This is a genomic window from Actinoplanes sp. SE50/110, assembly GCF_900119315.1.
Taxonomy (GTDB): Bacteria; Actinomycetota; Actinomycetes; order Mycobacteriales; family Micromonosporaceae; genus Actinoplanes.
On sequence record NZ_LT827010.1, the window covers coordinates 1,426,487 to 1,452,701 of the forward strand.

A 26,215-nucleotide genomic window follows, 5' to 3' on the forward strand; every position below is an offset into this window, starting at 1 on the left:
CTCACGCCCCGAACTTCGGGCTGAGCACCGCCCCGCGCAGCCGGGCCACCAGGGCGGCGCTCTCCTCCGGCGACCGTCGGGTGAGCAGCACGGTCGCCATGCTGCCGTGGTCCGCCCAGGTGCAGATCACCGTCGACGTGCCGCCCAGCCGCCCGGTGCCGCAGCTCTCGAAGGCGCCCGGTTCGTCCAGCGGGTAGTCCGCGACGTCGCTGAGCTCGGCGTCGCCGGCGATCCGGGCCAGCTGGCCGAGGGCGTCGGACTGCGGGGTGAAACGCCAGCCGGTGACGCCGTACACGGTGACCCGTTTGCCGTTGCCGTCGCCGTAGACGCCGGCGAACGCGCTGCCGTCGACGCCCGCCGACCGCAGCTGGTCGGCGAGGCGGTCGACGGCTTTCGTGCTCGCCGGGTCGGCGCGCAGGCGCAGGTCACCGACCCGGTCGGGAAGCGCCGCGGAGACCGGGAACTGCGCCAGGACCGGCCACCGCTCGTACGCGAGAGGGGCTGCGAACCAGGCCGCGGCCAGGACGGCGAGGACCAGGGCGAGCCGTCGCAGCCGGCGTAGCCGGCGCCGCGGGCGGGGTTTCTCCGGCAGGCGCGGCGGCGCGGCGCTGGGCGGCGGCTTGCGGAACCAGCCGCGCGACGGCGGTTTCGCGGCCGCTTGCGGTCGGTTGAGGGGTACGTCGTGAGCCGGGCCGCCGCGGGCCGGTTTGGCGTTGCGGGCCTCCGCGGTCTCGGCCGCCTTGGCCGCCAGCGCGTCCAGTAGCGCCTTGATCTTCTCCTGCTTGCCGGCCGGGGCACCCTGACCGACGATGCCGGTCGGAACGGCCGGGGCACCCTGACCGACGATGCCGGTCGGAACGGCCGGGGCACCCCGATCGACGATGCCGGTCGGCACGGCCGGGACACCCGGACCGGCCGTGCCGATCGGAGCGGCCGGGGCCTCCAGGCGGGTCGGTGGCATCTCCGGGAGCGGCGCCAGGTGCTCGGTGGTCCAGGCCGGAGTGTCCTGGCCGGCCCACGGGTCGACGGCGGGCATCGTCGCCCAGTTCTCCGGTTCCGGCTCGGGAGCGCCGCCGACCCGGTCGACCAGCCGGTCCCACAGCGACCGGCGCGGCCCGGGCACCGGCACCGGCGCGGCGCCGCTCCACCGGGGCGGCAGCACGCCGGTCGGTTCGTCGGAAAAGCCGTCCGGCCTGGTGTCAGCCATGGATTTCCGTCTCCTCCTCTGCCGGCGGCGGCACGCGCCTTCACCCAGGTTAAGGACGGTGTGCCAGACGTGCAGCGGAGCTTGATCCGGGCACCGGACACGAATGGCGGACAACCAGGGCGATGTGCGGAACGCTGCGGAGTCGTATGGTTACCCGGACCTGATATGCGGCCCACATCACAGAGCTCTGGGGAGGGCGCGGACCGGATGAGCAGCACGCAGAGGAACGCCGTCACGATCTCCGGCCGGGAGTCCGGGCAGCCGATGCTGTTCGCCCACGGCTACGGCTGTGACCAGAACATGTGGCGGCTGGTCACCCCGGCCTTCGCCGACACGCACCGGGTGGTGCTCTTCGACCACGTCGGCAACGGCCGCTCCGACCTGACCGCGTACGACGACGAGAAGTACTCCACGCTCGACGGCTACGCCTCGGACGTGCTGGACATCCTCCACGAGCACGATCTACGCGACGTGATCTTCGTGGGCCACTCGGTCAGCTCGATGATCGGCCTGCTGGCCGCGGTCCGCGAGCCGGAGCGGTTCGCCGGGGTGGTGATGGTCGGCCCGTCGCCGCGATACATCGACGACGAGGCGGACGGGTACGTCGGCGGGTTCACCCGTACCGACATCGAGCAGATGCTGGTCTCGCTGGACAGCAACTTCCTCGGCTGGTCCAGCGCGATGGCCCCGGTGATCATGGGCAACCCGGACCGTCCCGAGCTGGGCGAGGAGCTGACCAACTCGTTCTGCCGCACCGATCCGGCGATCGCCAAGAAGTTCGCCCGGGTCACCTTCCTCTCCGACAACCGGGCCGACCTGGCCCGGATGCGGGTGCCCTCGCTGGTGCTGCAGTGCTCCGAGGACGTGATCGCGCCGGCCGTGGTCGGCGAGTACGTCCACAAGCACACCCCGCACAGCACACTCATCGCGTTGAACGCGACCGGCCACTGTCCGAATGTGAGCGCTCCGCAGGAGACGGTTGACGCGATCAAGTCCTGGTTGTAAACAGCGGGCATGATCGGCGGAGCACTGGCGTGAGTGAATCTGGTGGGCCGGACGTGACACAGGAGTTACGACTGCCCTGGGACGACGATCCCGAGGACCTGTACGAACATGCACCCTGCGGCTATCTGACGACACTCCCGGACGGCACCGTGGTCCGGGTCAACGAGACGTTCCTGAGCTGGACCGGGTACACGCGGGCCGAGCTGATCGGTCACCGGCGGTTCCGTGACCTGCTCGCTCCGGGTTGCCGGATCTACCACGAGACCCACTACGCTCCGCTGCTCACCATGCAGAGCGAGGTGCACGAGATCGCCCTCGACGTGCTGTGCGCGGACGGCTCGCGGGTGCCCGTGCTGGTCAACTCGGTGCTCGAACGCGGGGTGGGCGGGGCACCCCGGGTGATCCGCACCATGGTGTTCAACGCGACCGAGCGGCGCAGCTACGAGACCGAGCTGCTGCTCGCCCGGGACGTGGCGGAGAGCTCGGAGCAGCGGATCAAGGCGCTGCAGCGGATAGTGGCCGACCTGGCCGCCGCGCCGACCGAGGCGGAGGTGGCCGAGGCGGTGGTCCGCGCGCCGGAGGGCGCCTTCCAGGCCACCAGCAGCAGCATCTACCTGGTCGACCAGGACCGCGACCAGCTGGTCGCGGTGGCCTCCACCGACCCGACCACCGGCAACTGGAACGACATGCCGCGCTCGTCCCAGCGGGCGGTGGCCGAGGTGGCCCGCCGCGGCGACCTGCACGTGGTGCACACCCTGGCCGAGGCGGCCGAGCACTTCCCGGACCTGGCCGAGTCGATGGTCCGCTCCGGCCGCAGCACCGTGGTGCTGCTGCCGCTGACCACCGGTCCGGCCGAGGACCACGCCGGGGTGACCGTGCTGGGCCTGCTGGCGTTCAGCTTCGCCGAGGAGCGCCGGCTGTCCGACGGCGAGCTGCGGGTGATCCGGCTGCTCGGTCAGCAGGCCGGGCAGGCGCTGGACCGGGCCCGGCTCTACGACGACGCCCGGCGCCGCGAGGAGCGGGCCGACTTCCTGGCCGTCACCACCCGGGCGCTGGACGAGGAGCACCGGCTCATGCAGCGCAGCCGCCGCCTCGTCGAGCGGGTGGTGCCGGCGATCGCCGACTGGGCCACCGTGCGGCTGCACGTCGGGCCGGTCGGGCTGCGCGAGGACGCCGGCGGCCCGGCGCCGGACGAGGCCCGGCTGGGCGCGCGGATCCTGGAGGCGACCCGGTCGGTGAAACCAATCTTCGCCACCGAGGGTGACCCGCTGGACTGCGCTGTGCTGCCGCTCACCGCGCGGGGCCGGGTGCTCGGCACCCTCGCGCTGCGGATGGCCGAGACCAGGCACGCGCCGGAGACCGACCAGGCGTTCCTGATCGACCTGGCCGACCGGGCCGGCCTGGCGCTGGAGAACGCCCGGCTCTACGAGCAGGAGCGGGCCGTCGCCCGGACGCTGCAGCGCAGCCTGCTCGCCGCGGACGTGCCGTCCGGTGACCCGCGGTTCGCGCTGGAGACCCACTACCGGGCCGCCGGGCACGATCTGGAGGTCGGCGGCGACTGGTTCGACGCGTTCCTGATCACCCCGCACAAGCTCGCCGTGGTGGTCGGCGACGTGGTCGGCCGGGGCCTGGAGGCGGCCAGCACGATGGGCCAGCTGCGCAGCGCGATCCGGGCGCTGGCCACCGCGGAGAACGGGCCGGCCCGGCTGCTGGAGGGACTGGACCGGTTCTGTCAGCGGGTGGAGACGGCCCGGATGGCCACCGTCGTCTACGGCGAGATCGACCTGGACGCCTGCGAGCTGGTCTACGCCTGCGCCGGGCACCTGCCGCCGCTGCTGCACCAGCCGGCCGGTCCGGCCGAGTTCCTGCTGCAGGCCCGCTCCGGCCCGATCGGCACCCGGGCCGGCGACCGGCGCCGCACCGAGACCCGGATACGGCTGGCCCCGGGCAGCCGCCTGCTGCTCTACACCGATGGGCTGATCGAGCGCCGGGACCGCCCGATCGACCACGGCTTCGAGGTGCTCAACCGGGAGTTCAGCCGGCTGCGCGGAGCCCCGATGAAGGGACTCACCATGGCGCTGACCGACACCCTGGCCGGCCGCGAGCACGGCGACGACGTCTGCCTGCTCTGCCTGACCCTGGGCGTCGAGGAGCGGCTGGAGCGCACGCTCGGCGCCGACCCGCTGCAGATCAGCCTGCTCCGCTCCGACCTGCGGTCCTGGCTGGCCAGCCACGGGGTGGACCGGGAGTGCCTGAACGCGGTGCTGCTGGCCTGCTCGGAGGCGGTCGGCAACGCGATCGAGCACGGCTACCGCGACGACCCGTTCGGCACGGTCGAGGTGTCCGTCACGATCACCGACGACGCGGTGGAGATCCGGGTCGCCGACCGGGGCACCTGGCGCGGACCCGGGCACTCCCGCGGCCGCGGCCTGCAGCTGATCGAGGAGTGCATGGACGAGATGCTGTTCGATCAGGGCGAGGGCGGGACCACGGTGACCATGCGCCGGTACCGGGGGGATGCCGCATGACCGACCAGTGGGTGAGTTTCTCCAAGCGCGGGGTGGCCGAGACCGTCCACCTCCGGGGTGAGATCGATCTGGCCAACGCGCACGACATCGGCCGGGCGGTGGTGGCCCGCACCACCCTGGCCGAGGCCGTGCTGATCGACCTGACCGCGGTCTCGTTCCTGGACAGCGCCGGGGTGCGACTGCTCGACCTGATCGTCGGCGACCTCGACGAGCGGGGCAAACCCATCCGCCTGGTGGTCGGCGAGCGCGGCGCGGCCCGGATGACGCTGCAGCTCTGCGCGTTCCGCAACGACCTGTTCGCGATCGATCTGGACCATGCCGCTGACGAATTGGGTGGCTGACCACTCGCGTACGCTGGACACCCATGAGCGTGAGTTCCGTCTTCCCGCAGCTTGAGCAGCTGCTGCCCCGGGTCAGCAAACCGATCCAGTACGTGGGCGGCGAGCTCGGTGCCGTTGTCAAGGACTGGGACGCCACCGTCGTCCGGTGGGCGCTGATGTATCCGGACGCCTACGAGGTCGGCCTGCCCAACCAGGGCGTGCAGATCCTCTACGAGGTGCTCAACGAGCAGCCGGACGTGCTGGCCGAGCGGACCTACGCGGTCTGGCCCGACCTCGAGGCGCTGATGAAGGAGCACGGCGTCCCGCAGTTCACCGTCGACGCGCACCGCCCGGTGAAGGCGTTCGACATGTTCGGCGTCTCGTTCGCCACCGAGCTGGGATACACCAACCTGCTCAGCGCCCTGGAGCTGGCCGGCATCCCGCTCAGCAGCGCCGACCGCACCGAGGACGACCCGGTGGTGCTGGCCGGCGGGCACGCCGCGTTCAACCCGGAGCCGATCGCCGACTTCATCGACGCCGCCGTGCTCGGCGACGGCGAGGAGGCGGTCCTGGAGATCACCGGGATCATCCGGGAGTGGAAGGCCGAGGGCCGCCCGGGTGGCCGGGACGAGCTGCTGCTGCGTCTGGCCCGCACGGAGAGCATCTACGTGCCGCGCTTCTACGATGTCGACTATCTGCCCGACGGCCGCATCCAGCGCGTCGTGCCGAACCGGCCGGACGTCCCGTTCCGGGTCGCCAAGCGCACGACGATGGACCTGGACGCCTGGCCGTACCCGAAGAAGCCGCTGGTCCCGCTGGCCGAGACGGTCCACGAACGGTACGCGGTGGAGATCTTCCGAGGGTGCACCCGGGGCTGCCGGTTCTGCCAGGCCGGCATGATCACCCGCCCGGTGCGGGAGCGGTCGATCACCACGGTCGCCCAGATGGTCAAGGAGGGGCTGGAGTTCTCCGGCTACAGCGAGGTGGGCCTGCTCTCGCTCTCCAGCGCCGACCACACCGAGATCGGTGACATGTGCTCCGGCCTGGCCGAGCAGTACAAGGACACGAACGTGTCGCTGTCGCTGCCGTCCACCCGGGTCGACGCGTTCAACATCGATCTGGCCCAGGAGCTGTCCCGTAACGGGCGGCGCACCGGGCTCACCTTCGCGCCCGAGGGCGGCTCGGAGCGGATCCGCAAGGTCATCAACAAGATGGTGACCAAGGAGGACCTGATCCGGACCGTCGTCACGGCGTATTCGAACGGCTGGCGGCAGGTCAAGCTGTACTTCATGTGCGGCCTGCCGACCGAGACCGACGAGGACGTCCTGGAGATCGCCGGCATGGCGCACGAGGTGATCCGGGCCGGCCGCGAGGCCGCCGGCACCAAGGACATCCGCTGCACCGTGTCGATCGGCGGGTTCGTGCCCAAGCCGCACACCCCGTTCCAGTGGGCGAGCATGGAACGGCCGGAGGTCATCGACGCCCGGCTCAAGATGCTCAAGCAGGCGATCAACAGTGACCGCTCGCTGGGCCGGGCGATCGGCTTCCGCTACCACGACGGCGAGCCGTCGCTGATCGAGGGCCTGCTGTCGCGCGGCGACCGCCGGGTCGGCCAGGTCATCCGCCGGGTCTGGGAGAAGGGCGGCCGGTTCGACGGCTGGTCCGAGCACTTCTCGTACGCCCGCTGGGTCGAGGCCTGCGCCGAGGTGCTTCCCGACCTCGGCGTCGACCTGGACTGGTACACCACCCGCGAGCGCGAGGAGACCGAGGTCCTGCCCTGGGACCACCTGGACTCCGGCCTCGACAAGGACTGGCTCTGGCAGGACTGGCAGGACTCGGTCAGCGAGTTCGAGCAGGACGACTGCCGCTGGACGCCGTGCTTCGACTGCGGCGTCTGCCCGGCGATGGACACCGAGATCCAGATCGGTCCGACCGGTAAGAAGCTTCTTCCCCTGACCCCGGTGAACGGCCTGCGGGTCCCCGTTTAGGAGAGCGACGATTCCCCCGAAGAACCAGCCCGTGGGCGGTCAGGCCCCGGTCGTGCAGCGGATCCGCCTGCGGTATGCCAAACGCGGACCGCTGCGCTTCACCTCACACCGGGACTTCGCCCGGGCCTTCGAGCGTGCCCTGCGCCGGGCCGGCGTGCCGATCGCCTTCTCGCAGGGCTTCACCCCACACCCGAAGATCTCGTACGCGAGCGCGGCGCCCACCGGCGTCGGCAGCGAGGCGGAGTACCTGGAGATCGGCCTGCAGTCCGAGGTCGATCCGGAGCAGCTGCGGCTGGCCCTGGACGCGGCGCTCTCGCCCGGCCTGGACGTGCTGGAGGCGGTCCGGGCCGGCGAGGGCAGCCTGGCCGACCGGATCGACGCGTCGCAGTGGCGCCTGGAGCTGTTCGAGGTGGATCCGGCGGCCGCCCGGGACGCCGTGGAGGCCTTCCTTTCGGCCGGTGAAGTGCTGGTCGAGCGCATGACGAAGCAGGGCCGGCGCACGTTCGACGCGCGCGCCGCGGTGACCAGGTGCATGGTGGTAGCAGAGCCGGACCTACCTTCCGGGGCCGGTGGAGTACCGTGTGCGATAATCGACCTTGTCGTACGGCAGGTAACGCCCGCCGTGCGGCCCGATGACGTCCTCTCCGGCCTGCGCGTGGTGGCCGGCCTGGAGCCGCCGGTTCCCCCTCGGGTAACCCGGCTGGCCCAGGGCACACTCACCGCGCAGGGGGAGATCGTCGATCCGTTGGAGGCGGATCGCGAGGGCGTCGGCATCGGCGGACACTGACCCGTTCAGGGCCGGTGTCCACTTGGCAGACTTCGGCAGCCCGTCCGGCTCGGACGGGCCCGAAATACTTTGCAGCGACCCTGCGTGGCAGCGCTCACCCGCGCCCGGGGTCGCCAGAACTGGAGAGCGCCCATGCTCGATAACGAGCCCCCAGTCACCTTGGGAGAACAGGGCGGTGAACGGGACGGGGCAGCGACTCCTCCCGTAGACGCCGCCACCGGCACCACCCCGGCCCGCCGGACGCGTGCACCGCGTCGCAAGGCGGCCGCGCCTGGAGCTGAGGAGGTCGCGGAGACTGCCGCGGCCGCCCCGGCCGAGGTGGTGGAGCCGACTCCCGCACCGGTGAAAAAGGCCACACGGAGCCGCCGCAAGGTGGCCGAGCCTGCCCCGGAGGCGGCTCCGGCCGCTGCGGCGGAGGAGGCGGCGGCGGAGGCCGTGGCCGAGACCGCCGAGAAGCCGGCTCCGGTGAAGAAGGCCACGCGCAGCCGCCGCAAGGTCGCCGCGCCCCCGGCCGAGCAGCTGGAGATCCCGCCGGCCGCCGAGCCGTCGCCCGCTCCCGTGGCGCCGGTGGCGCCGCCGGAGAGCCCCGAGGTGCCGATCGTCGGGATCCTCCCGCTCGACGACGACTTCCTGGAGCCCGCCGAAGAGGAGCCCGCCGAAGAGCAGCCCGCGGAAGAGCAGGCCGCCGCGGAGGCGGAGCCCGCCGGGCAGCGCCCGGCCCGGGCCCGCAAGGCCCCGCTGCCGCCGCCGGTGCTGTTCATGCCGCCGGAGGCGACCGAGGTCGCGCCGGCGCCGGTCAGCCGGCGCCGCCGCCCGGTCACCGACCCGCTCGCCCCGGTGGCGACCGCACCGGCCGAGCAGCCCGCCGAGCCGGCCGCTGCCGAGCCGGTCACCGCCGAGCCGGTCACCGCGGAGGCCGCCGAGGAGCCCGCCGAGGGCACCCGGCGCAGCCGTCGCCGGCGTCGTGGCGCGGCCGAGGAGCCGGCCCCCGAGCCGGTGGCCGCCGCGGCCGAGCAGCCGGTGCTGGACGAGATCGACGAGAGTGACGAGTCCGCTGACGACGCCGAGGACGGTGTCGAGGACGACGGGGACGACGACGAGGCCGGTGGCCGCCGTCGTCGCCGCCGGGGCCGTCGTGGCCGCGGCCGGGGCAAGGGCCCGTCCGACGAGGCCGACGACGCCGACCTGGACGCCGAGGAGTCCGAGGGCGAGGCCGAGGCCGCGCACGACGAGGAGGCCGAGGACGAGGAGTCCGAGGACGGCGAGGGCGGGGTCACCCGACGTCGCCGGCGTCGTCGGCGCAAGGGTTCGAGCGGGGACGGCGAGACCGGTGGCATCGAGGACGGTGTGCACACCGTGGTGCGGGTCCGTGAGCCGCGCCGTTCCGACGAGGTGCAGGGCGTCTCCGGCTCGACCCGGCTGGAGGCCAAGCGTCAGCGCCGCCGGGACGGCCGCGAGCAGCGCCGTACCCGTCCGCCGATCCTGAGCGAGTCGGAGTTCCTGGCCCGCCGCGAGGCGGTGGACCGGGTGATGGTCGTCCGGCAGAAGCCGGACCGCATCCAGATCGCCGTGCTCGAGGACGGCGTCCTGGTCGAGCACTACGTCGCCCGGGCCACCTCGGGCACCATGGTCGGCAACGTGTACCTCGGCAAGGTGCAGAACGTGCTGCCCAGCATGGAGGCGGCGTTCGTCGACGTCGGCCGGGGCCGCAACGCGGTGCTGTACGCCGGCGAGGTGAACTGGGACGCCACCGGGCTGGAGGGTCGGGCCCGCTCGATCGAGCAGGCGCTGCGCTCCGGTGACTCGGTGCTGGTTCAGGTCACCAAGGATCCGATCGGTCACAAGGGCGCCCGGCTGACCAGCCACATCGCGCTCTCCGGCCGGCACCTGGTCTACGTGCCCAACGGCAACGCCTCCGGGATCAGCCGCAAGTTGCCGGACAACGAGCGCAAGCGGCTCCGGGACATCCTGAAGAAGCTGGTGCCGGACGGCGCGGGCGTGATCGTGCGGACCGCGGCCGAGGGCGCCAGCGAGGACGAGTTGGCCCGCGACGTCAAGCGGCTGCAGGCGCAGTGGGAGGACATCCAGGCGCGGGCCGCCGAGGGCAACGCCCCGCGCGCCCTCTCCGAGGAGCCCGACCTGGTCATCCGGGTGGTCCGGGACCTGTTCAACGAGGACTTCCGCGAGCTCATCGTGCAGGGCGAGCAGGCGTACGCCGAGGTGGAGAACTACCTCCACTCGGTCTCGCCGGACCTGGTCGAGCGGCTGCACCGGCACGTCGGCGTGGGTGACGTGTTCGCCGAGAACCGGATCGACGAGCAGATCCTCAAGGGCCTGGACCGCAAGGTGTTCCTGCCCTCCGGCGGCCACCTGGTGATCGACCGCACCGAGGCGATGACCGTGGTCGACGTCAACACCGGCAAGTACACCGGTGCGGGCGGCAACCTGGAGGAGACGGTCACCCGCAACAACCTGGAGGCGGCCGAGGAGATCGTGCGTCAGCTGCGGCTGCGCGACCTCGGTGGCATCGTGGTGATCGACTTCATCGACATGGTGCTGGAGAGCAACCGCGAGCTGGTGCTGCGCCGGCTGACCGAGTGCCTGGGCCGGGACCGGACCAAGCACCAGGTTACCGAGATCACCTCGCTGGGCCTGGTGCAGATGACCCGCAAGCGGATCGGCGCCGGGCTGCTGGAGGCGTTCAGCGAGACCTGTGACCACTGCAAGGGCCGGGGCGTGATCATCCATCACGAGCCGGTGCCCGAGAGGCGGTCCAACGGCGGTGGCGCCGCGCCGGCCGCGACCCAGGTGAAGGCGGTGGCCGCGGCGGCCCGGACCGAGGCTCCGCCGGCACAGCCGGCGGCGGCCACGAGCGGGCGGTCGCGGCGGCGGCGCGGCGGCGGGGACACCCCGCCGGTCGAGGTGGCCGAGGTCGTGGAGCCGATCACCGAGCAGGCCGGTCCGATCACGGAGGAGGCCGGTCCGGCCGCCGAGGTGGCCGAGCTGCCGGCGATCCCCGAGGTGCCCGGGACGCCGGTCGCCCCGGTGGCCGCCGCGGCGCCGGTGGCCGGTTCCGGGGTGATCCGGTCCGGCGTGGTGCGGCCCGCGCAGCCGGTGGTGACCTCGTCGGCCGACGCGGACGACTACGACATCAGCGGCTACGACCTGTCCCGGTACGAGACCGAGGAGGCCGACGGGGCGGCGTACGAGGCGGACACCGAGCCGCTGCGCCTGGTCGGCTCGGACGACCCGGACGCGGCCGACGAGGACGAGGACGACGACGAGTCGGTGGGGGTCGGAACCGGCCGCCGCCGGTCCCGCCGCAGTGGCGCCCGCCGGCGGACCCGTCCCTGATCCCATCCGCGGAAACCCGGCTCGCCGGTTAGCTGTAAAGAAAGCTAACTGACGGGCCGGGTTTTCCGTTACCCTCGGCGGGTCGATCCCCGTCCCCCGAGGAGATCCCATGCGACGCGCTCTCGCGGCCACCGCCGCCCTGTCCTTCGCCCTGCTCGCGGCCGGCTGCTCCGGTGACGGCAAGCAGGCCGCCTCCGCCGCGCCGGGCCCGGCCGCGGTCAGCCCGGCCGCCGTGGACCCCGCCGCGGCCGCCTCGGCCGACGCCGCGCTCTCCGCCGACACCGCGTCGATCTGCGCGCAGGCCGCCCGGACCAGCACGAGCTTCGGCTCCACCTTCGCCGCCGACTATCGGCTGCTGATCGACGCCGCCTCGGGCGGGGCCACCGCCAAGGCCCAGGCCAAGGAGAAGGCCACGCGGGACGTGGACAGCTTCTCGTACGCCCTGCGGGACATGGCGAAGCTCACCTCCGACCCGAAGGTCAAGAAGGCGCTGGACGCGATGGGCCGGCAGGTGACCGCTCTGAAGGGTGACGTCGCCAAGATCGACGACAAGAAGCTCGCCGACCTGCACGCCGAACTCGACGCGGCCTGCGGCAGGGGCTAACCCCGTTTTGGTGTCGGCGCGCCGATGAAGTAGGCTTGCCGACGGCGCTTTTTCGGCGCCTGTTCCGGTGTACCGCGGCTCGACCGCCACCAACGGGACCCCAAGCAGTATCCGCCAGCAGCTTATTTTCCCGGCTGCGTAAGTCTCAGGGAGTCCGCGTCCTATGTACGCGATCGTCAAGACCGGCGGCAAGCAGTACAAGGTTGCCGAGGGCGACGTGATCGAGGTCGAGAAGCTCGTGGGAGAGCCCGGCGACGCTCTGACGCTCGCCGCCGTCCTCCTCGTCGACGGTGACAACCTGGTGACCGACGCGGCCAAGCTTGCCAACGTTACGGTGTCCGGCGAGATCGCCGAGCACACCAAGGGTCCGAAGATCCGGATCCACAAGTTCAAGAACAAGACCGGCTACCACAAGCGCCAGGGTCACCGCCAGCCGCTGACCCGCGTCAAGGTGACCGGCATCAAGAGCGGGAAGTAGGCGTAGACATGGCTCACAAAAAGGGTGCATCCAGCTCGCGTAACGGCCGTGACTCCGCCGCCCAGCGCCTCGGCGTCAAGCGTTTCGGTGGCCAGCTCGTCAAGGCCGGCGAAATCCTGATCCGTCAGCGTGGCACCAAGTTCCACCCGGGCGACCTGGTCGGCCGGGGCGGCGACGACACGCTGTTCGCGCTCGCCGCGGGCAATGTGCTGTTCGGTACCGCGCGTGGCCGCAAGACCGTCAGCATCGTGCCGGTCGCGGAGTAGTTTTTCTTCTCAGCGGGCCGTGGACCCTCGGGTCCGCGGCCCGCTGTGCGTTTGGTGAAGTGACCGGCAAGGGAGAGCTGAAGTGACCACGTTCGTCGACCGGGTCGTGCTGCATCTGCAGGCGGGTGACGGCGGGCACGGCTGTGTCTCCGTGCTCCGGGAGAAATTCAAGCCGCTGGGCGGTCCGGACGGTGGCAACGGCGGGCACGGTGGCAGCATCCGGCTGGTCGTCGACCCGCAGCAGCACACCCTGCTGGACTTCCACTTCCACCCGCACGTCAAGGCGAGCAACGGCGGCGGTGGCGCCGGGGCGAACCGGGACGGGGCGAACGGCAAGGATCTCGTGCTCAAGGTGCCGGACGGCACGGTCGTGCAGACCGCCGACGGCGAGGTGCTGGCCGACCTGGTCGGTGCGGGCACCGAGTTCGAGGTGGCCCGCGGCGGCCGCGGCGGCCGGGGCAACCGGGCGCTGGCCAACACCCGGCGCAAGGTGCCGGGCTTCGCCGAGTTGGGCGAGCCGGGCGACCAGCTGGACGTGGTGCTGGAGCTCAAGAGCGTCGCCGACGTCGGTCTGGTCGGCTTCCCGTCGGCCGGCAAGTCGTCGCTGATCGCGGTGCTCTCCGCGGCCAAGCCGAAGATCGCCGACTACCCGTTCACCACCCTGGTGCCGAACCTGGGCGTGGTGCAGGCCGGCGAGGAGACCTTCGTCATCGCCGACGTGCCCGGCCTGATCCCGGGCGCGGCCACCGGCAAGGGCCTGGGCATGCAGTTCCTGCGGCACATCGAGCGCACCTCGGTGCTGGTGCACGTGCTCGACTCGGCGACCCCGGAGATCGAGCGGGACCCGCTGGCCGACCTGGACGCGATCGAGGCCGAGCTGGCCGCCTACGGCGGGCTGGAGGACCGGCCGCGCCTGGTGGTGCTCAACAAGATCGACATTCCGGACGGCCGGGACCTGGCCGACATCACCCGGCCCGACCTGGAGGCTCGCGGCTACCAGGTGTACGAGGTGAGCGCGGTGACCCGGGAGGGCCTGCGGGAGCTCACCTACGCCCTGGCCAAGGCGGTCGCCGAGTTCCGGGCCGCGAAGCCGGTGGTCGAGGCCACCCGGCTGGTGCTGCGCCCGCGGGCGGTCGACGACACCGGCTTCACCGTCGAGCGCGACGACGACGGCGTGTACGTGGTGCGCGGCGCCCAGGTGGAGCGCTGGATCAAGCAGACCAACTTCGACAACGACGAGGCGGTCGGTTACCTGGCCGACCGGCTGGAGCGGCTCGGCGTCGAGGACAAGCTCGGCAAGCTCGGCGCCCAGGCCGGTGACCCGGTCCGGATCGGCGCCCGCGAGTTCGACTGGCAGCCCAATGCCGGCGAGTTCGTCTCCGGCCCGCGCGGCACCGACGCCCGGCTGGAGGAGCAGGACGTGCGCCCGTCGGCCGCGCAGCGCCTGGCGGCCCGCAAGGCCCGCCGGATCCGCAACGAGGACGAGGTGCTGCACATGGCCTCCGACGGGACGGTCACCGCGGTGGCCAATCCGCAGGTGCCGGTGCTGATCACCGACGAGGACGACACCGACGAATAGCGGATCGGCCAGTTCCGCGCAACCCTCCGGAAACGGACGTCACCTAGAGTTACCTCCGTGCTGATCGAATCGCGTCCCGCCCTGGACCCCGAACTCGCCGCCCTCGTCACTGCTCAGCAGCGCGAACTGGCCGGGTCCGCCACCGGCGCGGGCAAGATGTTCGAGCCGCACGACGACGTGGCGTATCTGATCGGCGTGGTCAACAGCCGTGCGGTCGCGTGTGCCGCCTGGCGCGCCCTGGAGGACGGCGTCGCCGAGCTGATGCGGATGTACGTCCGCCCGGCTCACCGCGGTCGCGGACTGGCCCGGGAGATGATCGTGGCGGTCGAGGAGGAGACGCTCGCGGCCGGCCGCCCGGTGATCCGTCTGGAGACCGGTGTTCACCTGCCGGCCGCGATCGCCCTCTACCAGTCCTCCGGTTACCGGCAGATCCCCGCCTTCGGGCACTATGCCGGCAACCCGGGGAGCGTGTGTTTCGAGAAGAAGCTGCCTGCCTTAGTCCAATAGTCCGATTGCTTGGCGTGCCCGGCTGACCGTGGCGGCGGCGATCGGCCGCACCCGCTCGGCGCCGGCCGTGAGCACCCCTCGTACGAAATCGGGATGTGCCTGAAGCTCTCGGTGCCGCGCCTGCAACGGCGCGAGCAGGGCGATCACCGCCTCGGTGACCTCGCGTTTCAGGGCGGCGTAGGAGGTGGCGTCGGACGGCCGCGCGCCGGTGATCCCGGCCAGGATGTCGATCAGGTTGGTCACCCCGGGCTGCGCCTCGCGGTCCCGGCGGACCACGCCGAGCGTGTCGGTGGCGGCCCGCGCGATGGTCCGGCGGATCACGTCGGGGGAGTCCAGCAGTCCGATCCGTCCGGTTCCGGTGGTCTTGCCCATCTTCGTAGTCGGCTCGGCCAGGTCCATCACCCGGGCCGTGGCGTCCGGACGCACCCCCTCGGGCACCGTGAAGGTCGCGCCGTAGCGGCTGTTGAACCTGGTGGCGAGCGTGCGGGCCAGCTCCAGGTGCTGGTTCTGATCCTCGCCCACCGGCACCTGCGTGACGTCGTAGAGCAGGATGTCGGCGGCCATCAGCACCGGATAGGTGAGCAGGCTGAGCCGGACCGGGCCGCCGGCCGCCGACTTCTCCCGGAACTGGATCATCCGGGCCGCCTCGCCGTACGCGGCCGCACATTCCAGCAGATAGTGCAGCTCAGTGTGCTCGCGCACCTGCGACTGCAGCACGATCGGGGTGCGTTCCGGGTCGACACCCGCGGCGAGCAGGACGCTCACCTGCTCCAGCGTGAAACGACGTACCTCCCCGGGGTCGTGGTCGACGGTCATCGCGTGGAGATCGGCGATGAGGGCGATCGACTCCGCGGCGCCCTGCGCCGCGATCAGCGGGCGCAGCGCGCCCAGCAGGTTGCCCAGGTGCAGGTGGCCGGTCGGTTGAAAACCGCTGAGGCGGCGGGTCGAGGCGGGCGCGGCGGTCACGGTGGTCGTCATGGCAGGTCTCCGATTGCGGGGGTACGGAGGCCGCCCGACCCGGAGTGCCACGATGAAACCGCAACGGCCGCCCGGGTGGGGCGGCCGCGGATGAGTGATCAGCGCGTGGGAAGGGGCCGCCCGGTCAGGGCCGCCACCAGTTCCTACCGAAAACGCGCATGCACCGAAATTAGCGCCTGCGCCGGCGGTGGGCAAGGGAAGCATCGAGGTGGGCGCACCGCGCCGCGCCCGGTACCGGCATGATTGTCGTCATGCCGACCCTGACCCGCGCCGAGGCCGCCGACCGGGCGTCCCTCGTCGACGTCGAGAGCTACCACGTCGACCTGGACCTCACCGGGGACGGTGAGACCTTCCGCGCCGTCACCGTCGTCCGTTTCCGGGCCCGCGCCGGCGCCGCCACCTTCCTGGAGTTCGAGCCGGTCGCGATCGCGTCGATCACGCTGAACGGGGCCCCGGTGCCGATCGCCGCGGCCGGCGGCGGGCGGCTCGCGCTGACCGGCCTGGCCGAGGAGAACGTGCTGGTCACCGACGCCACCATGGGCTATTCGAACAGCGGCGAGGGACTGCACCGGTACACCGATCCGGCGGACGGCTCGGTCTACCTCTACCAGCACCTGTTCATCAACAACGGCGGCCGGGTGCTGCCCTGCTTCGACCAGCCCGACCTGAAGGCGTCGTTCCGGGTCAGCGTCACCGCCCCGGCCGCCTGGACGGTGGCCACCAACGGGCGGCTGGTCAGCCGGGACGGCGGTCGCTGGGAGTTCGCGTCGACCGAGCGGATCGCCACCTACCTCGCCTCGCTGATCGCCGGTCCCTGGCACGCGCGCACCGACGAGCACGACGGCATCCCGCTGGCGCTGTACGTGCGGGCCACCCTCGCCGATCAGCTCGACGCGCAGGCCCCGGAGATCTTCGAGGTCACCAAGCGGTGCCTCGACCGGTATCACGAGATGTTCGAGATCCGCTATCCGTTCGGGCACTACCAGCAGGCCTTCGCGCCGGAGTTCAACTTCGGCGCGATGGAGTACCCGGGGCTGGTGGTGTTCCGCGACGAGTACATCCCGCGCTCCGCGATGACCGAGTCCGAGCGGGAGTACCGGGCCAGCGTGATCGCCCACGAGATGGCCCACCAGTGGTTCGGCGACCTGGTCACCATGGCCTGGTGGGACGACCTGTGGCTGAACGAGTCGTTCGCCGAGTACCTGGGCTCCCGGGTGGCGGCCGAGGCGACCCGGTTCACCGGCACCTGGACCACCTTCGCCATGCACCGCAAGGCCTGGGGCCTGCGCGCCGACCAGCGGCCCTCGACCCATCCGGTGGCACCGTCCGAGGTGACCGACACCGATCAGGCGCTGATGAACTTCGACGGCATCTCGTACGCCAAGGGTGCCTCGGTGCTCAAGCAGCTGGTCGCGTGGCTCGGCGACGAGGCGTTCCTGGCCGGGCTGAACGCGCACTTCGAGGCGCACCGGTTCGGCAACGCCACACTCGCCGACCTGCTCGGCGCGTTGAGCAAGGGCAGCGGCCGGGACCTGTCCGGCTGGGCCGAGCTGTGGCTGCGCCGGGCCCAGGTGAACACGCTGCGCGTCGAGGTGACCCGGGACGGCGCCGCCTACCGCGAGGTCGCGGTGCTGCAGACCGCGCCGGACGACTTCCCGACGCTGCGTCCGCACCGGATCGGGATCGGCCTCTACGACCACGCGCCGGACGGCACCGTGACCCGCCGCGAGCTGATCGAGGTGGAGCTGGAGGCCACCGGGCGCACCGTGCTGCCCGCGCTGGCCGGGGTGCGCGCCGCCGACCTGCTGCTGCTCAACGACGGCGACCTGGCGTACGCGAAGATCCGGTTGGACGACGCCTCGGCGGCCGCCGTCCCGCTGCTGCTGCCGCTGATCACCGACTCGCTCGCGCGCGCGGTGATCTGGGCCGGCACGCTGGACGCCGTGGTCGACGGCGAACGCCCGGTCGCCGAGCTGGTCACGCTGGTGCTGGCCGCGCTGCCGGTGGAGACCGAGACGGTGATCGTCGAGGACGTGCTGCGCGCCACCCGGGGCCTGGTCGACCGCTACGCCACCGCGGAGACCCGCCCGGCCGCGTGCGAGATGATCGCCCAGGCCGCCGACCGCCTGCTCGCCGGGTCCGCGCCGGGCAGCTCCCGCCAGCTGGTGGCGGCCCGCGGGCTGATCGGCGCCGGCATCGACACCGCTCGGCTGCGCGGCTGGCTGACCGGCGCCGGCGTGCCGGCCGGCCTGGTCGTCGACGCCGACCTGCGCTGGCTGATCGTCTACCGGCTCGCCGTGCTCGGTGCGGCCGGGCCGGACGTGATCGAGGCCGAGCTGGCCGCCGACCGGACCGTCGGCGGCGAGCAGTGGGCGGCCCGGTGCCGGGCCGCGCTGCCCGACCCCGCCGCCAAGCGGGCGGCCTGGAGCGCCGTGGTCGGCGACGCCGGCCTGTCCAACCGGATGGCCGAGCTCACCGCGCTCGGCTTCTGGCAGCCCGAGCAGCGCGAGCTGCTGGAGCCGTACGTCGAGCGATACTTCACCGACATGCCGGAGATGATGCGGATCCGCTCCGGGATGGCGGCCGAGAAGGCGGCGATCGCGGCGTACCCGGCGGTGATGGTCGCCGAGCGGACCCGGCGGCTGGCCGCCGGGCTGCTGGCCCGGCCGGACCTGCACCCGCTGCTGCGCCGGGTGGTGCAGGACCACGACGACGACATGCGACGCGCCCTGCAGGCCTGCTGAATTCTGCGGTTTTATCCGTTCCGACCCCGTAACCTGGCGATACGGGGGTGAATGCGTGGAATGGTCCGCTGAATTGTCCAGCGGCCTGCTACAGGCCGCACCGGACGCGATCCTGGTCTTCGACGGCCTGCGGATCGCCCTGGTCAACGACCGGGCCGGGCAACTCTACGGCTGGCCCACCACCGAGCTGGTCGGCCAGTCCCTGGAGGTGCTGCTCACCGAGGAGTCACGGGCGCTGGTGCGCCGGCGGCAACAGGTGATCGACACCTCGCCGCCCGGCTCGATCGGCACCGTGACCACCACCGCCCGGCGCCGGGACGGCACCGAATTCCCGGTCGAGTCGTCCACCACCATCGTCGAGACGCCGCAGGGCCGGCTCGCCGTCGCCGTGGTCCGCGACCTCACCGAGCGGATCCGGGTGGACCAGGAGAAGGCGCGGCTGCGGGCCGAGGCACACGCCCACCGCAGCCAGCGCCTGGAAAGCCTGGGCCAGCTGGCCGGCGGGATCGCGCACGACTTCAACAACATGCTCGGCGTGATCCTCAACTACGCCAACTTCGTGATCGAGGAGGCCGAGTCCCCGCAACCCGACCTCAAGGCGATCGCCGCCGACGCCCAGCAGGTGGTCCGGGCCGGCACCCGCGGCACCGACCTGACCCACCAGTTGCTCGCCTTCGCCCGGCGCGAGGTGGTCCGGCCGCAGCCGCTCGACCTCAACACGGTGCTGACCGAGGTCGAGGATCTGCTGCGCCGCACCCTGGGCGAGCACGTCACGCTGATCGTCCGGCCCGGCCCCGATCTGCCGTCGATCACCTTCGACCCCGGGCAGATCGAGCAGATCCTGGTCAACCTGGCGGTCAACGCCCGGGACGCGATGCCGTCCGGCGGCAACCTGGTGATCGACACGCACCGCCTCGGCGACCGGGTCCGGCTGCGGGTCTGCGACTCCGGCCGCGGGATGACCCCGGACGTGCTCGACCGCGCCTTCGACCCGTTCTTCACCACCAAACCCAAGGGTGAGGCCAGCGGACTGGGCCTGGCCACCGTGTACGGCGTGGTCGCCCAGGCCGGCGGCGAGGTCAGCCTGACCAGCGAGCCCGGCCTGGGCACCACGGTCACCGTGCTGCTGCCGGCCGGCGAGGAGAACGCTCCGGCCGCGGAGACCGCCGAACCGGCCGTCACCCGTGGCAACGGCGAGACGGTGCTGGTCGCCGACGACGAGGACGGGCTGCGCGACGTCGCCGGCCGGATCCTCACCGCGGCCGGCTACCGGGTGCTCACCGCGGACTGCGGCCGGCAGGCACTGGACCTGGCCGCCGAGCACACCGGCGAGATCGACCTGCTGCTCAGCGACGTGGTGATGCCCGGGATGCTGGGCAAGGAGCTGGCCGAGCGGCTGACCGACGCGCGGCCCTCGACCCGGGTGCTGTACATGTCCGGGTACGCGCAGCCGGTGCTCGCCTCACAGGGCACCCTGGACCCGGGCGTCGAGCTGCTGGAGAAGCCGTTCACCTCGAACGACCTGCTCGCCGCCGTCCGCAAACGGCTGGACGGCTGACTGCTCTATCCTGCTCGGATGTCAGCACGGCGGATCGGGATCATGGGTGGCACGTTCGACCCCATCCATCACGGCCACCTGGTCGCGGCGAGCGAGGTGCAGGCCCGCTTCGAGCTTGACGAGGTGACGTTCGTCCCGACCGGGCAGCCGTACGAGAAGGGCCGGGTCTCGCCCGCCGAGGACCGCTACCTGATGACCGTGATCGCCACCGCGTCCAACCCGCGTTTCCACGTGAGCCGGGCCGACATGGACCGGGACGGGCCCACCTACACCGTCGACACGCTGCGCGACATGCGGGCCGTCTACGGCCAGTCGGCCGAGCTGTACTTCATCACCGGCGCCGACGCGCTGGCCCGGATCATGTCGTGGCGCGACGCGCTGACCATGCTGGGTCTCGCGCACTTCATCGGGGTGACCCGGCCCGGCTTCGAGCTGAGCGCGGCGAACCTGCCGGCCGACCGCGTGACACTGGTCGAGGTCCCCGCGATGGCCATCTCGTCCAGCGACTGCCGCCAGCGGGTCGCGTCCGGCTCGCCGGTCTGGTACCTGGTGCCGGACGGTGTCGTTCAGTACATCAACAAGCGGGGCCTCTATCTGGACTCGGGGAATGTCGGACCCGCGTGAGAGACTTGACCGGTAACTGAAGTCGACCGAGGGGATTCACTTGCCCGTCACCGAACGCGCCCTGGAACTGGCGATGACGGCCGCTCAGGCCGCCGCCGACAAGAAGGCGCAGGACATCTCCGTCATCGATGTCGCCGACCAGCTCTACATCACCGACGCCTTCGTGATCGCCTCGGCGGCCAACGAGCGCCAGGTGATCGCGATCGTCGACGCCATCGAGGAAGCGCTGGTCAACCTGCCGGAGAAGGCGAAGCCCGCCCGGCGCGAGGGCGAGCGCCAGGGCCGCTGGGTGCTGCTGGACTACGTCGACATCGTGGTCCACGTGCAGCACGCCGAGGAGCGCGAGTTCTACGCCCTGGACAAGCTGTGGAAGGACTGCCCGACCATTCCGTTCGTCGACCGGGACATGGTCGACGCGGGCGCGGCCGGCACCGACACCCCGTGACCCGCCTGATCGTCTGGCGGCACGGCAACACCGACTGGAACGCGGAGCGCCGCGTGCAGGGACAGGCCGACGTGCCGCTCAACGACCTCGGCCGCCGGCAGGCCGCCGAGGCCGCGGCGGTCCTGGCCGAGCGGCAGCCGGCGGCGATCGTCGCCAGCGACCTGACCCGGGCGGCGTCGACGGCGGCGGCCCTGTCCGCGGTCACCGGACTGAGCGTCAGCCACGACGAGCGGCTGCGGGAGCGGTTCTTCGGCGAGTGGCAGGGGCTGACCACCGCCGAGGTGGCGTCGCGGCGGCCGGCGGAGTTCGCACGCTGGAAAGCCGGGGCGGACGTCGTCGGTGGCGGTGTGGAGACCCTCGACGACCTGGGCAAGCGGGTCAGCGACGCGCTGCATGACGCGGCCGCGCTCGCCCCCGGTGAGACGGTCGTGGTGGCCACCCACGGGGCGGCCGCCCGGCAGGGCGTCGGTCAGCTGCTCGGCTGGCCGCGCGAACAGGTGCGGACGCTGCGCGGCCTGCACAACTGTCACTGGTTCGAGCTGACCCACGAGGAGGGGCCGGGGTGGCAACTCCTGGCGTACAACGTGGGCGTGCGCTAGCGGAACCGTCCGCGGTCCGGAGACGTCCCATCGGCATGATCCGACGAAACCTCCTGCCGGCGACGCTGCTGCTGGCGATCGCCGGTTGCGCACAGCCGGCGCAGACCGGGCAGCCGGGTGCCGGCACGCCGTCCTCCCCGGCGCCGGTCCCCGGGAACACCGCGGCGGGGACCACGATCAGCGGGACGGTCGCCGTGGGCACCGAGCCCGGCTGCCTGCTCCTGCAGAACCACCTGCTGATCATCAGCGACCCGGAGCAGCGCAAGCAGCTCACCGAGGGGAGCAGGGTGCGGGTGACCGGGGTGCCCCAGCCCGGGCTGATGACCACCTGCCAGCAGGGGGAGCCGTTCGCGGTCTCCTCGGTCACGCCGGGCTGATCCGCCGCCGGGCGTCAATCAGTAGAGTTCGCTGCATGACCATCGCGGTCGTCACCGACTCCACGGCCTATCTGCCCGCCGAGCTGAACGGGCGGTACGACCTCACCATCGTGCCGCTCACCGTCGTGATCAACGGCTGGGACGGCCTGGAAGGGCTGGAGATCTCCCCGGCCGAGGTGGCCCGGGCCCTCGGTGGCCGGCGCAGCTCGGTCAGCACCTCCCGGCCCGCCCCGTCCCAGTTCGCCGAGGTCTACCGGGAGCTCCTGGCCGGTGGCGCCGACGGCGTCGTCTCGGTGCACCTGTCCGCCAAACTTTCCGGCACCTATGAGGCCGCCCAGCTCGCCGCGGCCGAGGTCGGCTCCCGGGTCATGGTGGTGGACAGCGGGACCGCGGCGATGGGGCTCGGCTTCCCGGCGCTCGCCGCGACCACGGCCGCCGCCCAGGGGCACGACCTGGAGACGGTCCACCGGATCACGGTCGAGCACGCGGCCCGGGTCAGCACCCTGTTCTACGTCGACACCCTGGAATTCCTGCGGCGCGGCGGCCGGATCGGGGCGGCCTCCGCGCTGCTCGGCACCGCGCTGTCGGTCAAACCGATCCTGCATGTCGTCGACGGGGCGGTCGTCGTACGGGACAAGGTCCGCACCGCGGGGCGGGCACTGAGCCGGCTCGTCGACCTCGCGGTGGAGGCGGCCGGGCCGGGCGAGGCGGACATCGCGGTGCACCACCTGCAAACCCCCGAACGCGCGTCGGCGCTGGTGGACGCGATCACCATGCGGCTGGGCGACCGGCTGCGGGACTGCTACCTGACCGAGGTGGGCGCGGTGGTGGCGGCACACACCGGGCCGGGACTGGCCGGTGTGGTGGTGCACCGCCGGGACTAGCCCGCCCCCTCCGGCCAGCCCTCGGCACGCCAGCGCGCCGGGCTCAGACCCTCCACCGGGGTCAACGCCAGGTCCGCCCAGGGCACCACCCGGTCGCCGAGTCGCACCTCGTCGGCCGTCGGCAGCAGCACCGGGGTGTTCCGTGGCCACAACGCCCGGGTCCGCTCACCGGCCAGCTCGATCTCCGCGGCGCCGGGCAGCCCGGCCGCCTGCCGGGAATACTCCTCGACCGCCAGGATCCGCTCGGCGCGCGCCACCACCGCGTGCAACGGGTGCCCCGGCGGCGCCGGATACGGGACCGTGCAGCCATCCGGATCGCTGACATAGGCCATCGGGGTCAGCGACCGTGACGACCTCGCGAAGATCTCCTCCGCCTGCGCGAACAGGGCCGGCAGCAGCTCGGTGCCGTCCGCGGTGACCAGGAGGGTGCCGCGCTCCGGGGCGAACGCCACCGGAACCCCGCCGACCTGGCCGCTGAGCCGGGACAGCCAGCCGGGCAGCAGCAGATGCGACGTCCAGTAGGCATTGCCGTCGTCGACGAACCGGACCACGACCGGGCGGCCGGACGGGGCGCCGTGCAGCGACGCGCCCGGAAGGTTCGCCCGGGCGGTGGCGAAGACGGCCTCGGCGGTCACCTCCCACGCCGCCAGTTGGGCCGGGGAGACGTACGTCATGGTGTCCGGATGATCGACCACGACGAACTCGGACAGGAAGGGCAACGCCGGGCGGTGCAACGGCGCGCCCGGCGCGCCGCCGCGAAGAACCGGCCGCAGCAGCGGCGCGGCGTCCGCCCACCGTAACGGGAGATCGGCGGTACGCAGGATGCCCGCCACGTGGTCGCGCACCTCGCGCCGCTTGCGGCCGGCCAGAGCGGCCAGCGGCAGAATCGTCGGCTCCGGCTCGCCCGGCAGGGTGAACCGCACCTCGAAACCGGCCCGGTGATAGCGCGCGCCCCGGACACCGGCACGCCGCAGCCGCCGGATGACCCTTCTGGCCAGCCGGGCGCGGGCGACCCTGCGGAAGAGCCCCACGGCGCCGCCTATCGTCTCGCGGTGATCACACGGGCGTCGAGATCATCGTCGGTGATGACGTCGGGCGTCAATCCGTACCCGGCGACGACGGCGGCCGCCGGGGCGGTCTGCGCCTCGGTGATCTCGGAAAGCAGCAGGCCGCCCGGGGCCAGCCAGGAACGGGCGCCGGCGACGACGGCACGGAAGACGGCGAGACCGTCGTCGCCGCCGTCCAGCGCGGTGCGGGGCTCGTGGTCGCGGGCCTCGGCGGGGAGAAACGGGAGGTGGGGGGTGGCGACGTAGGGGACGTTGGCGATCAGGATCTCGATCCGGCCGCGGAGCCGGGCGGGCAGAGCGGTGAAAAGGTCGCCCTGATGGACGTTCTGCCCCAGGTTGTGCCGGGCGCAGGCGACGGCGACGGGGTCCAGGTCGGCGGCGTGCAGGTCTATGCGCGGTACGACGGTGCGGAGCGCCAGCCCGAGGGCGCCGGAGCCGCAGCAGAGGTCGACCACCAGCGGGCCTGGGTGGTCATCGCCGGCCCTGGTCGTTGCCTCCGACGCGGCGGTGCGGACCAACAGTTCGCTACGGACCCGGGGGACGAAGACGCCCGGGCGGAGATGGACGCGGACGCCGCAGAAATCGGCGTAGCCGACGACCTGCTCCAACGGCTCCCCGCCGCAGCGGCGGCCGACCAGCGCGCGGCGCGTCGCGTCATCCGGGGCGGCCTCGAACAGGACCGCGGCCTCCTCCTCGGCGAAGACACAACCCGCGGCGCGCAGCAGGCTGATCGCCTCGTTCCTGGTCACAAGCCGTCCCCATGCCTCATATCAGATCCGGCAGGATCGTGGGAATTGTCCACACTGGGAAGCTGTCCACAGAGCTGCCGGCGGCGGGTGGGCCGAAGCAGCAGACTTCGGCCCCGTGCGAGAGGCGAAGGATACCGACGACGTCGTGGCAGCCCGGATGCGGGCGCTGCGCTCGGCGCCCCCGGCGGTTGTCGGGGAGCTGAGCGGGACCGGTGGACCGTTGCGCTGGTCGGACATCATTCCGGCCTGGTCCGAGATCGACGGGGCGCAGGGAGCGGCGGAGTTCGAGCGGCGACCGGCGCCCCCGCCGATGCCCGGGTCTTCCCCGGCCGGGCCGTCTGCTTCAGCGTGGTCCTCCCCACCGTGGTCCTCTGCTGTCTCCGGCCCGTCTCCTGTGCCGGGGTCGGCATCGGGCCGGGAGCTGTCTTCCGGGGTGGGAGCGCCCTCCTCGTCGGTGCCGCCCTTCATGTCAGCTCCGCCTGCCGAGGCGCCGTTCGACGAACGGTATTCGTGGACTGCCGAGGAGCCTCCGGTCGCCGCCGAGCCGGGGCTGCCCGGCGCCGGGGCGTTCGGGGCGGACGAGAGCGGCCCGCGGCGCTGGCTGAACGCCTTCGACCCCGGCCGGCCGGGAGTGCGCGCGCTCTTCGCGGTGGCGGTGATGGTCCTGCTGATCGCGGGATTCCTCGCCTGGCGGGCGCGGCCACGGGTGGACCCGGTCGGAGCCGGCTCGGGCGGGCCGGGGACGGGCGTTGCGGGCACCACCGGTTCCGGCAGGTCCAGCGGCTCCGGGGTCAGCGGTTCCGGATCCGGAGGTGCCAGGCCCGATTCCGGTGCCGGTTCCGGCGCTGCGGTCGGTCCTGGCGGCATGACCGGCGCGGCGGCGGAAGTGGTCGTGGCGGTCGGCGGCAAGGTGCGCAGACCGGGTCTGGTCCGGCTGGCGCCCGGTTCCCGGGTGGCTGACGCCCTGGCCGCGGCCGGCGGCGCGGAGCCCGGGGTCGACGTGGCAGCCCTCAACCTCGCCCGCAAGGTCACCGACGGCGAACTGATCATGGTGGGGGTGAGTCCGCCACCCGGCGCGGCGGCGACCGCGGGCACCGGCCCGGCCGCCTCCGGAACGGCCGGCGGGCTGATCAACCTGAACACGGCCACTCTCGCCGACCTGGACACCCTGCCCGGGGTCGGCCCGGTGCTGGCCCAGCGGATCCTGGACGCACGGACGGCCCAGGGCGGCTTCCGCGCGGTCAGCGACCTGCGCAAGGTGGACGGGATCGGGGATGCCCGCTACGACCAGCTCAAAGAGCTGGTGACGGTATGACAGCGCCACCGGCCGACGGCTCGCCGCCCACCCCGGACGGCCCGTTGCCGCGATCCGGAAGCCCGCAGTCCCGCTCCGGCGGTTCGCTGCCGCCCTTCAGCGGGACGCGTCCGTCCCCCGGCAGCGCCCACCCGCCCTCCGGCCGTCCGCGGCCTGCGGTCCATCCGTCGCGGTCTCCCGGTCGTCTGTCGCCGCACTCGGCTGATGGAGCCGGGTCCGCCGGGGCGGCGGTGCCGGCTGGTGGCGCCGCGT

General features: G+C 72.5%; 23 protein-coding genes. 19 read left to right on the plus strand and 4 right to left on the minus strand.

What is annotated here, in order from left to right; all coding sequences use genetic code 11:
• Window position 1 precedes the first annotated feature (1 nt).
• Window positions 2-1,207, minus strand: a complete 1,206-nt coding sequence (locus ACSP50_RS06395) for a hypothetical protein (RefSeq protein ID WP_014688338.1) — start codon at window positions 1,205-1,207, stop codon at window positions 2-4.
• A gap of 207 nt (window positions 1,208-1,414) precedes the next feature.
• Between ACSP50_RS06395 and ACSP50_RS06400 the strand changes: the two genes are divergently transcribed.
• The 11 genes from ACSP50_RS06400 (at window position 1,415) to ACSP50_RS06450 (ending at window position 14,623) form a co-directional block, all read left to right on the plus strand.
• Window positions 1,415-2,212, plus strand: coding sequence for an alpha/beta fold hydrolase (locus tag ACSP50_RS06400; protein WP_014688339.1), 798 nt, complete (start codon window positions 1,415-1,417; stop codon window positions 2,210-2,212).
• Window positions 2,213-2,241: 29 nt separating this feature from the next.
• Complete coding sequence (locus ACSP50_RS06405) at window positions 2,242-4,740, plus strand: SpoIIE family protein phosphatase (protein ID WP_014688340.1); 2,499 nt, start codon at window positions 2,242-2,244, stop codon at window positions 4,738-4,740.
• A complete protein-coding gene (locus ACSP50_RS06410; protein WP_014688341.1) occupies window positions 4,737-5,081 on the plus strand; it encodes an STAS domain-containing protein in 345 nt (114 codons plus the stop codon). The genes ACSP50_RS06405 and ACSP50_RS06410 overlap by 4 nt, the downstream gene beginning before the upstream one ends.
• A gap of 23 nt (window positions 5,082-5,104) precedes the next feature.
• Window positions 5,105-7,048 carry a TIGR03960 family B12-binding radical SAM protein gene (locus ACSP50_RS06415; RefSeq protein ID WP_014688342.1) on the plus strand — a complete coding sequence of 648 codons (1,944 nt, stop codon included), beginning with the start codon at window positions 5,105-5,107 and terminating at the stop codon, window positions 7,046-7,048.
• A 91-nt stretch (window positions 7,049-7,139) separates the two neighbouring features.
• Window positions 7,140-7,835 (plus strand): TIGR03936 family radical SAM-associated protein, encoded by a 696-nt coding sequence (locus ACSP50_RS06420; RefSeq protein WP_231957006.1) that lies wholly within the window; start codon window positions 7,140-7,142, stop codon window positions 7,833-7,835.
• Window positions 7,836-7,967: 132 nt separating this feature from the next.
• The gene (locus ACSP50_RS06425; protein WP_014688344.1) at window positions 7,968-11,189 is read left to right on the plus strand and encodes an Rne/Rng family ribonuclease; all 3,222 of its coding nucleotides are present in this window, start codon (window positions 7,968-7,970) and stop codon (window positions 11,187-11,189) included.
• 109 nt (window positions 11,190-11,298) lie between these two features.
• Window positions 11,299-11,793 carry a hypothetical protein gene (locus ACSP50_RS06430; RefSeq protein WP_014688345.1) on the plus strand — a complete coding sequence of 165 codons (495 nt, stop codon included), beginning with the start codon at window positions 11,299-11,301 and terminating at the stop codon, window positions 11,791-11,793.
• Window positions 11,794-11,956: 163 nt separating this feature from the next.
• Entirely contained in the window at window positions 11,957-12,271 is a 315-nt protein-coding gene (gene rplU / locus ACSP50_RS06435; protein WP_014688346.1) for a 50S ribosomal protein L21, read from the plus strand.
• An 8-nt stretch (window positions 12,272-12,279) separates the two neighbouring features.
• Window positions 12,280-12,537 (plus strand): 50S ribosomal protein L27, encoded by a 258-nt coding sequence (gene rpmA / locus ACSP50_RS06440; protein WP_014688347.1) that lies wholly within the window; start codon window positions 12,280-12,282, stop codon window positions 12,535-12,537.
• Window positions 12,538-12,619: 82 nt separating this feature from the next.
• Complete coding sequence (obgE, locus tag ACSP50_RS06445) at window positions 12,620-14,116, plus strand: GTPase ObgE (RefSeq protein WP_014688348.1); 1,497 nt, start codon at window positions 12,620-12,622, stop codon at window positions 14,114-14,116.
• Between the two features lie 57 nt (window positions 14,117-14,173).
• Window positions 14,174-14,623, plus strand: coding sequence for a GNAT family N-acetyltransferase (locus ACSP50_RS06450; protein ID WP_014688349.1), 450 nt, complete (start codon window positions 14,174-14,176; stop codon window positions 14,621-14,623).
• Here the strand turns inward: ACSP50_RS06450 and trpS are convergent.
• Window positions 14,612-15,601: a tryptophan--tRNA ligase gene (gene trpS / locus ACSP50_RS06455; RefSeq protein ID WP_014688350.1), complete on the minus strand. Its 990-nt coding sequence runs from the start codon at window positions 15,599-15,601 to the stop codon at window positions 14,612-14,614. The two genes, ACSP50_RS06450 and trpS, sit on opposite strands and share 12 nt — an antisense overlap.
• Window positions 15,602-15,852: 251 nt before the next feature.
• On the opposite strand from trpS, the gene pepN reads away from it, so the two are divergent.
• From pepN to ACSP50_RS06490, 7 genes are read left to right on the plus strand one after another with little or no spacing between them, the layout of a single operon-like run.
• Window positions 15,853-18,345, plus strand: a complete 2,493-nt coding sequence (pepN, locus tag ACSP50_RS06460) for an aminopeptidase N (RefSeq protein ID WP_043510934.1) — start codon at window positions 15,853-15,855, stop codon at window positions 18,343-18,345.
• A 55-nt stretch (window positions 18,346-18,400) separates the two neighbouring features.
• Window positions 18,401-19,903, plus strand: coding sequence for an ATP-binding protein (locus ACSP50_RS06465; RefSeq protein WP_014688352.1), 1,503 nt, complete (start codon window positions 18,401-18,403; stop codon window positions 19,901-19,903).
• An 18-nt stretch (window positions 19,904-19,921) separates the two neighbouring features.
• Window positions 19,922-20,527, plus strand: a complete 606-nt coding sequence (gene nadD, locus ACSP50_RS06470; RefSeq protein ID WP_043510935.1) for a nicotinate-nucleotide adenylyltransferase — start codon at window positions 19,922-19,924, stop codon at window positions 20,525-20,527.
• Between the two features lie 40 nt (window positions 20,528-20,567).
• The gene (rsfS, locus tag ACSP50_RS06475; protein WP_014688354.1) at window positions 20,568-20,972 is read left to right on the plus strand and encodes a ribosome silencing factor; all 405 of its coding nucleotides are present in this window, start codon (window positions 20,568-20,570) and stop codon (window positions 20,970-20,972) included.
• Window positions 20,969-21,571 (plus strand): histidine phosphatase family protein, encoded by a 603-nt coding sequence (locus ACSP50_RS06480; RefSeq protein WP_014688355.1) that lies wholly within the window; start codon window positions 20,969-20,971, stop codon window positions 21,569-21,571. Before rsfS ends, ACSP50_RS06480 begins: the two co-directional genes overlap by 4 nt.
• Before the next feature lie 35 nt (window positions 21,572-21,606).
• Window positions 21,607-21,948 carry a hypothetical protein gene (locus tag ACSP50_RS06485; RefSeq protein WP_014688356.1) on the plus strand — a complete coding sequence of 114 codons (342 nt, stop codon included), beginning with the start codon at window positions 21,607-21,609 and terminating at the stop codon, window positions 21,946-21,948.
• 35 nt (window positions 21,949-21,983) lie between these two features.
• Window positions 21,984-22,832 carry a DegV family protein gene (locus tag ACSP50_RS06490; RefSeq protein ID WP_014688357.1) on the plus strand — a complete coding sequence of 283 codons (849 nt, stop codon included), beginning with the start codon at window positions 21,984-21,986 and terminating at the stop codon, window positions 22,830-22,832.
• Here the strand turns inward: ACSP50_RS06490 and ACSP50_RS06495 are convergent.
• Together ACSP50_RS06495 and ACSP50_RS06500 are read right to left on the minus strand one after the other, a co-directional pair.
• Window positions 22,829-23,863, minus strand: coding sequence for a hypothetical protein (locus tag ACSP50_RS06495; RefSeq protein WP_014688358.1), 1,035 nt, complete (start codon window positions 23,861-23,863; stop codon window positions 22,829-22,831). The genes ACSP50_RS06490 and ACSP50_RS06495 overlap by 4 nt on opposite strands.
• 8 nt (window positions 23,864-23,871) lie before the next feature.
• Window positions 23,872-24,648 carry a putative protein N(5)-glutamine methyltransferase gene (locus ACSP50_RS06500; RefSeq protein WP_014688359.1) on the minus strand — a complete coding sequence of 259 codons (777 nt, stop codon included), beginning with the start codon at window positions 24,646-24,648 and terminating at the stop codon, window positions 23,872-23,874.
• Window positions 24,649-25,114: 466 nt separating this feature from the next.
• Between ACSP50_RS06500 and ACSP50_RS06505 the strand changes: the two genes are divergently transcribed.
• Window positions 25,115-25,963: a ComEA family DNA-binding protein gene (locus ACSP50_RS06505; protein WP_014688360.1), complete on the plus strand. Its 849-nt coding sequence runs from the start codon at window positions 25,115-25,117 to the stop codon at window positions 25,961-25,963.
• Window positions 25,964-26,215: the final 252 nt, after the last annotated feature.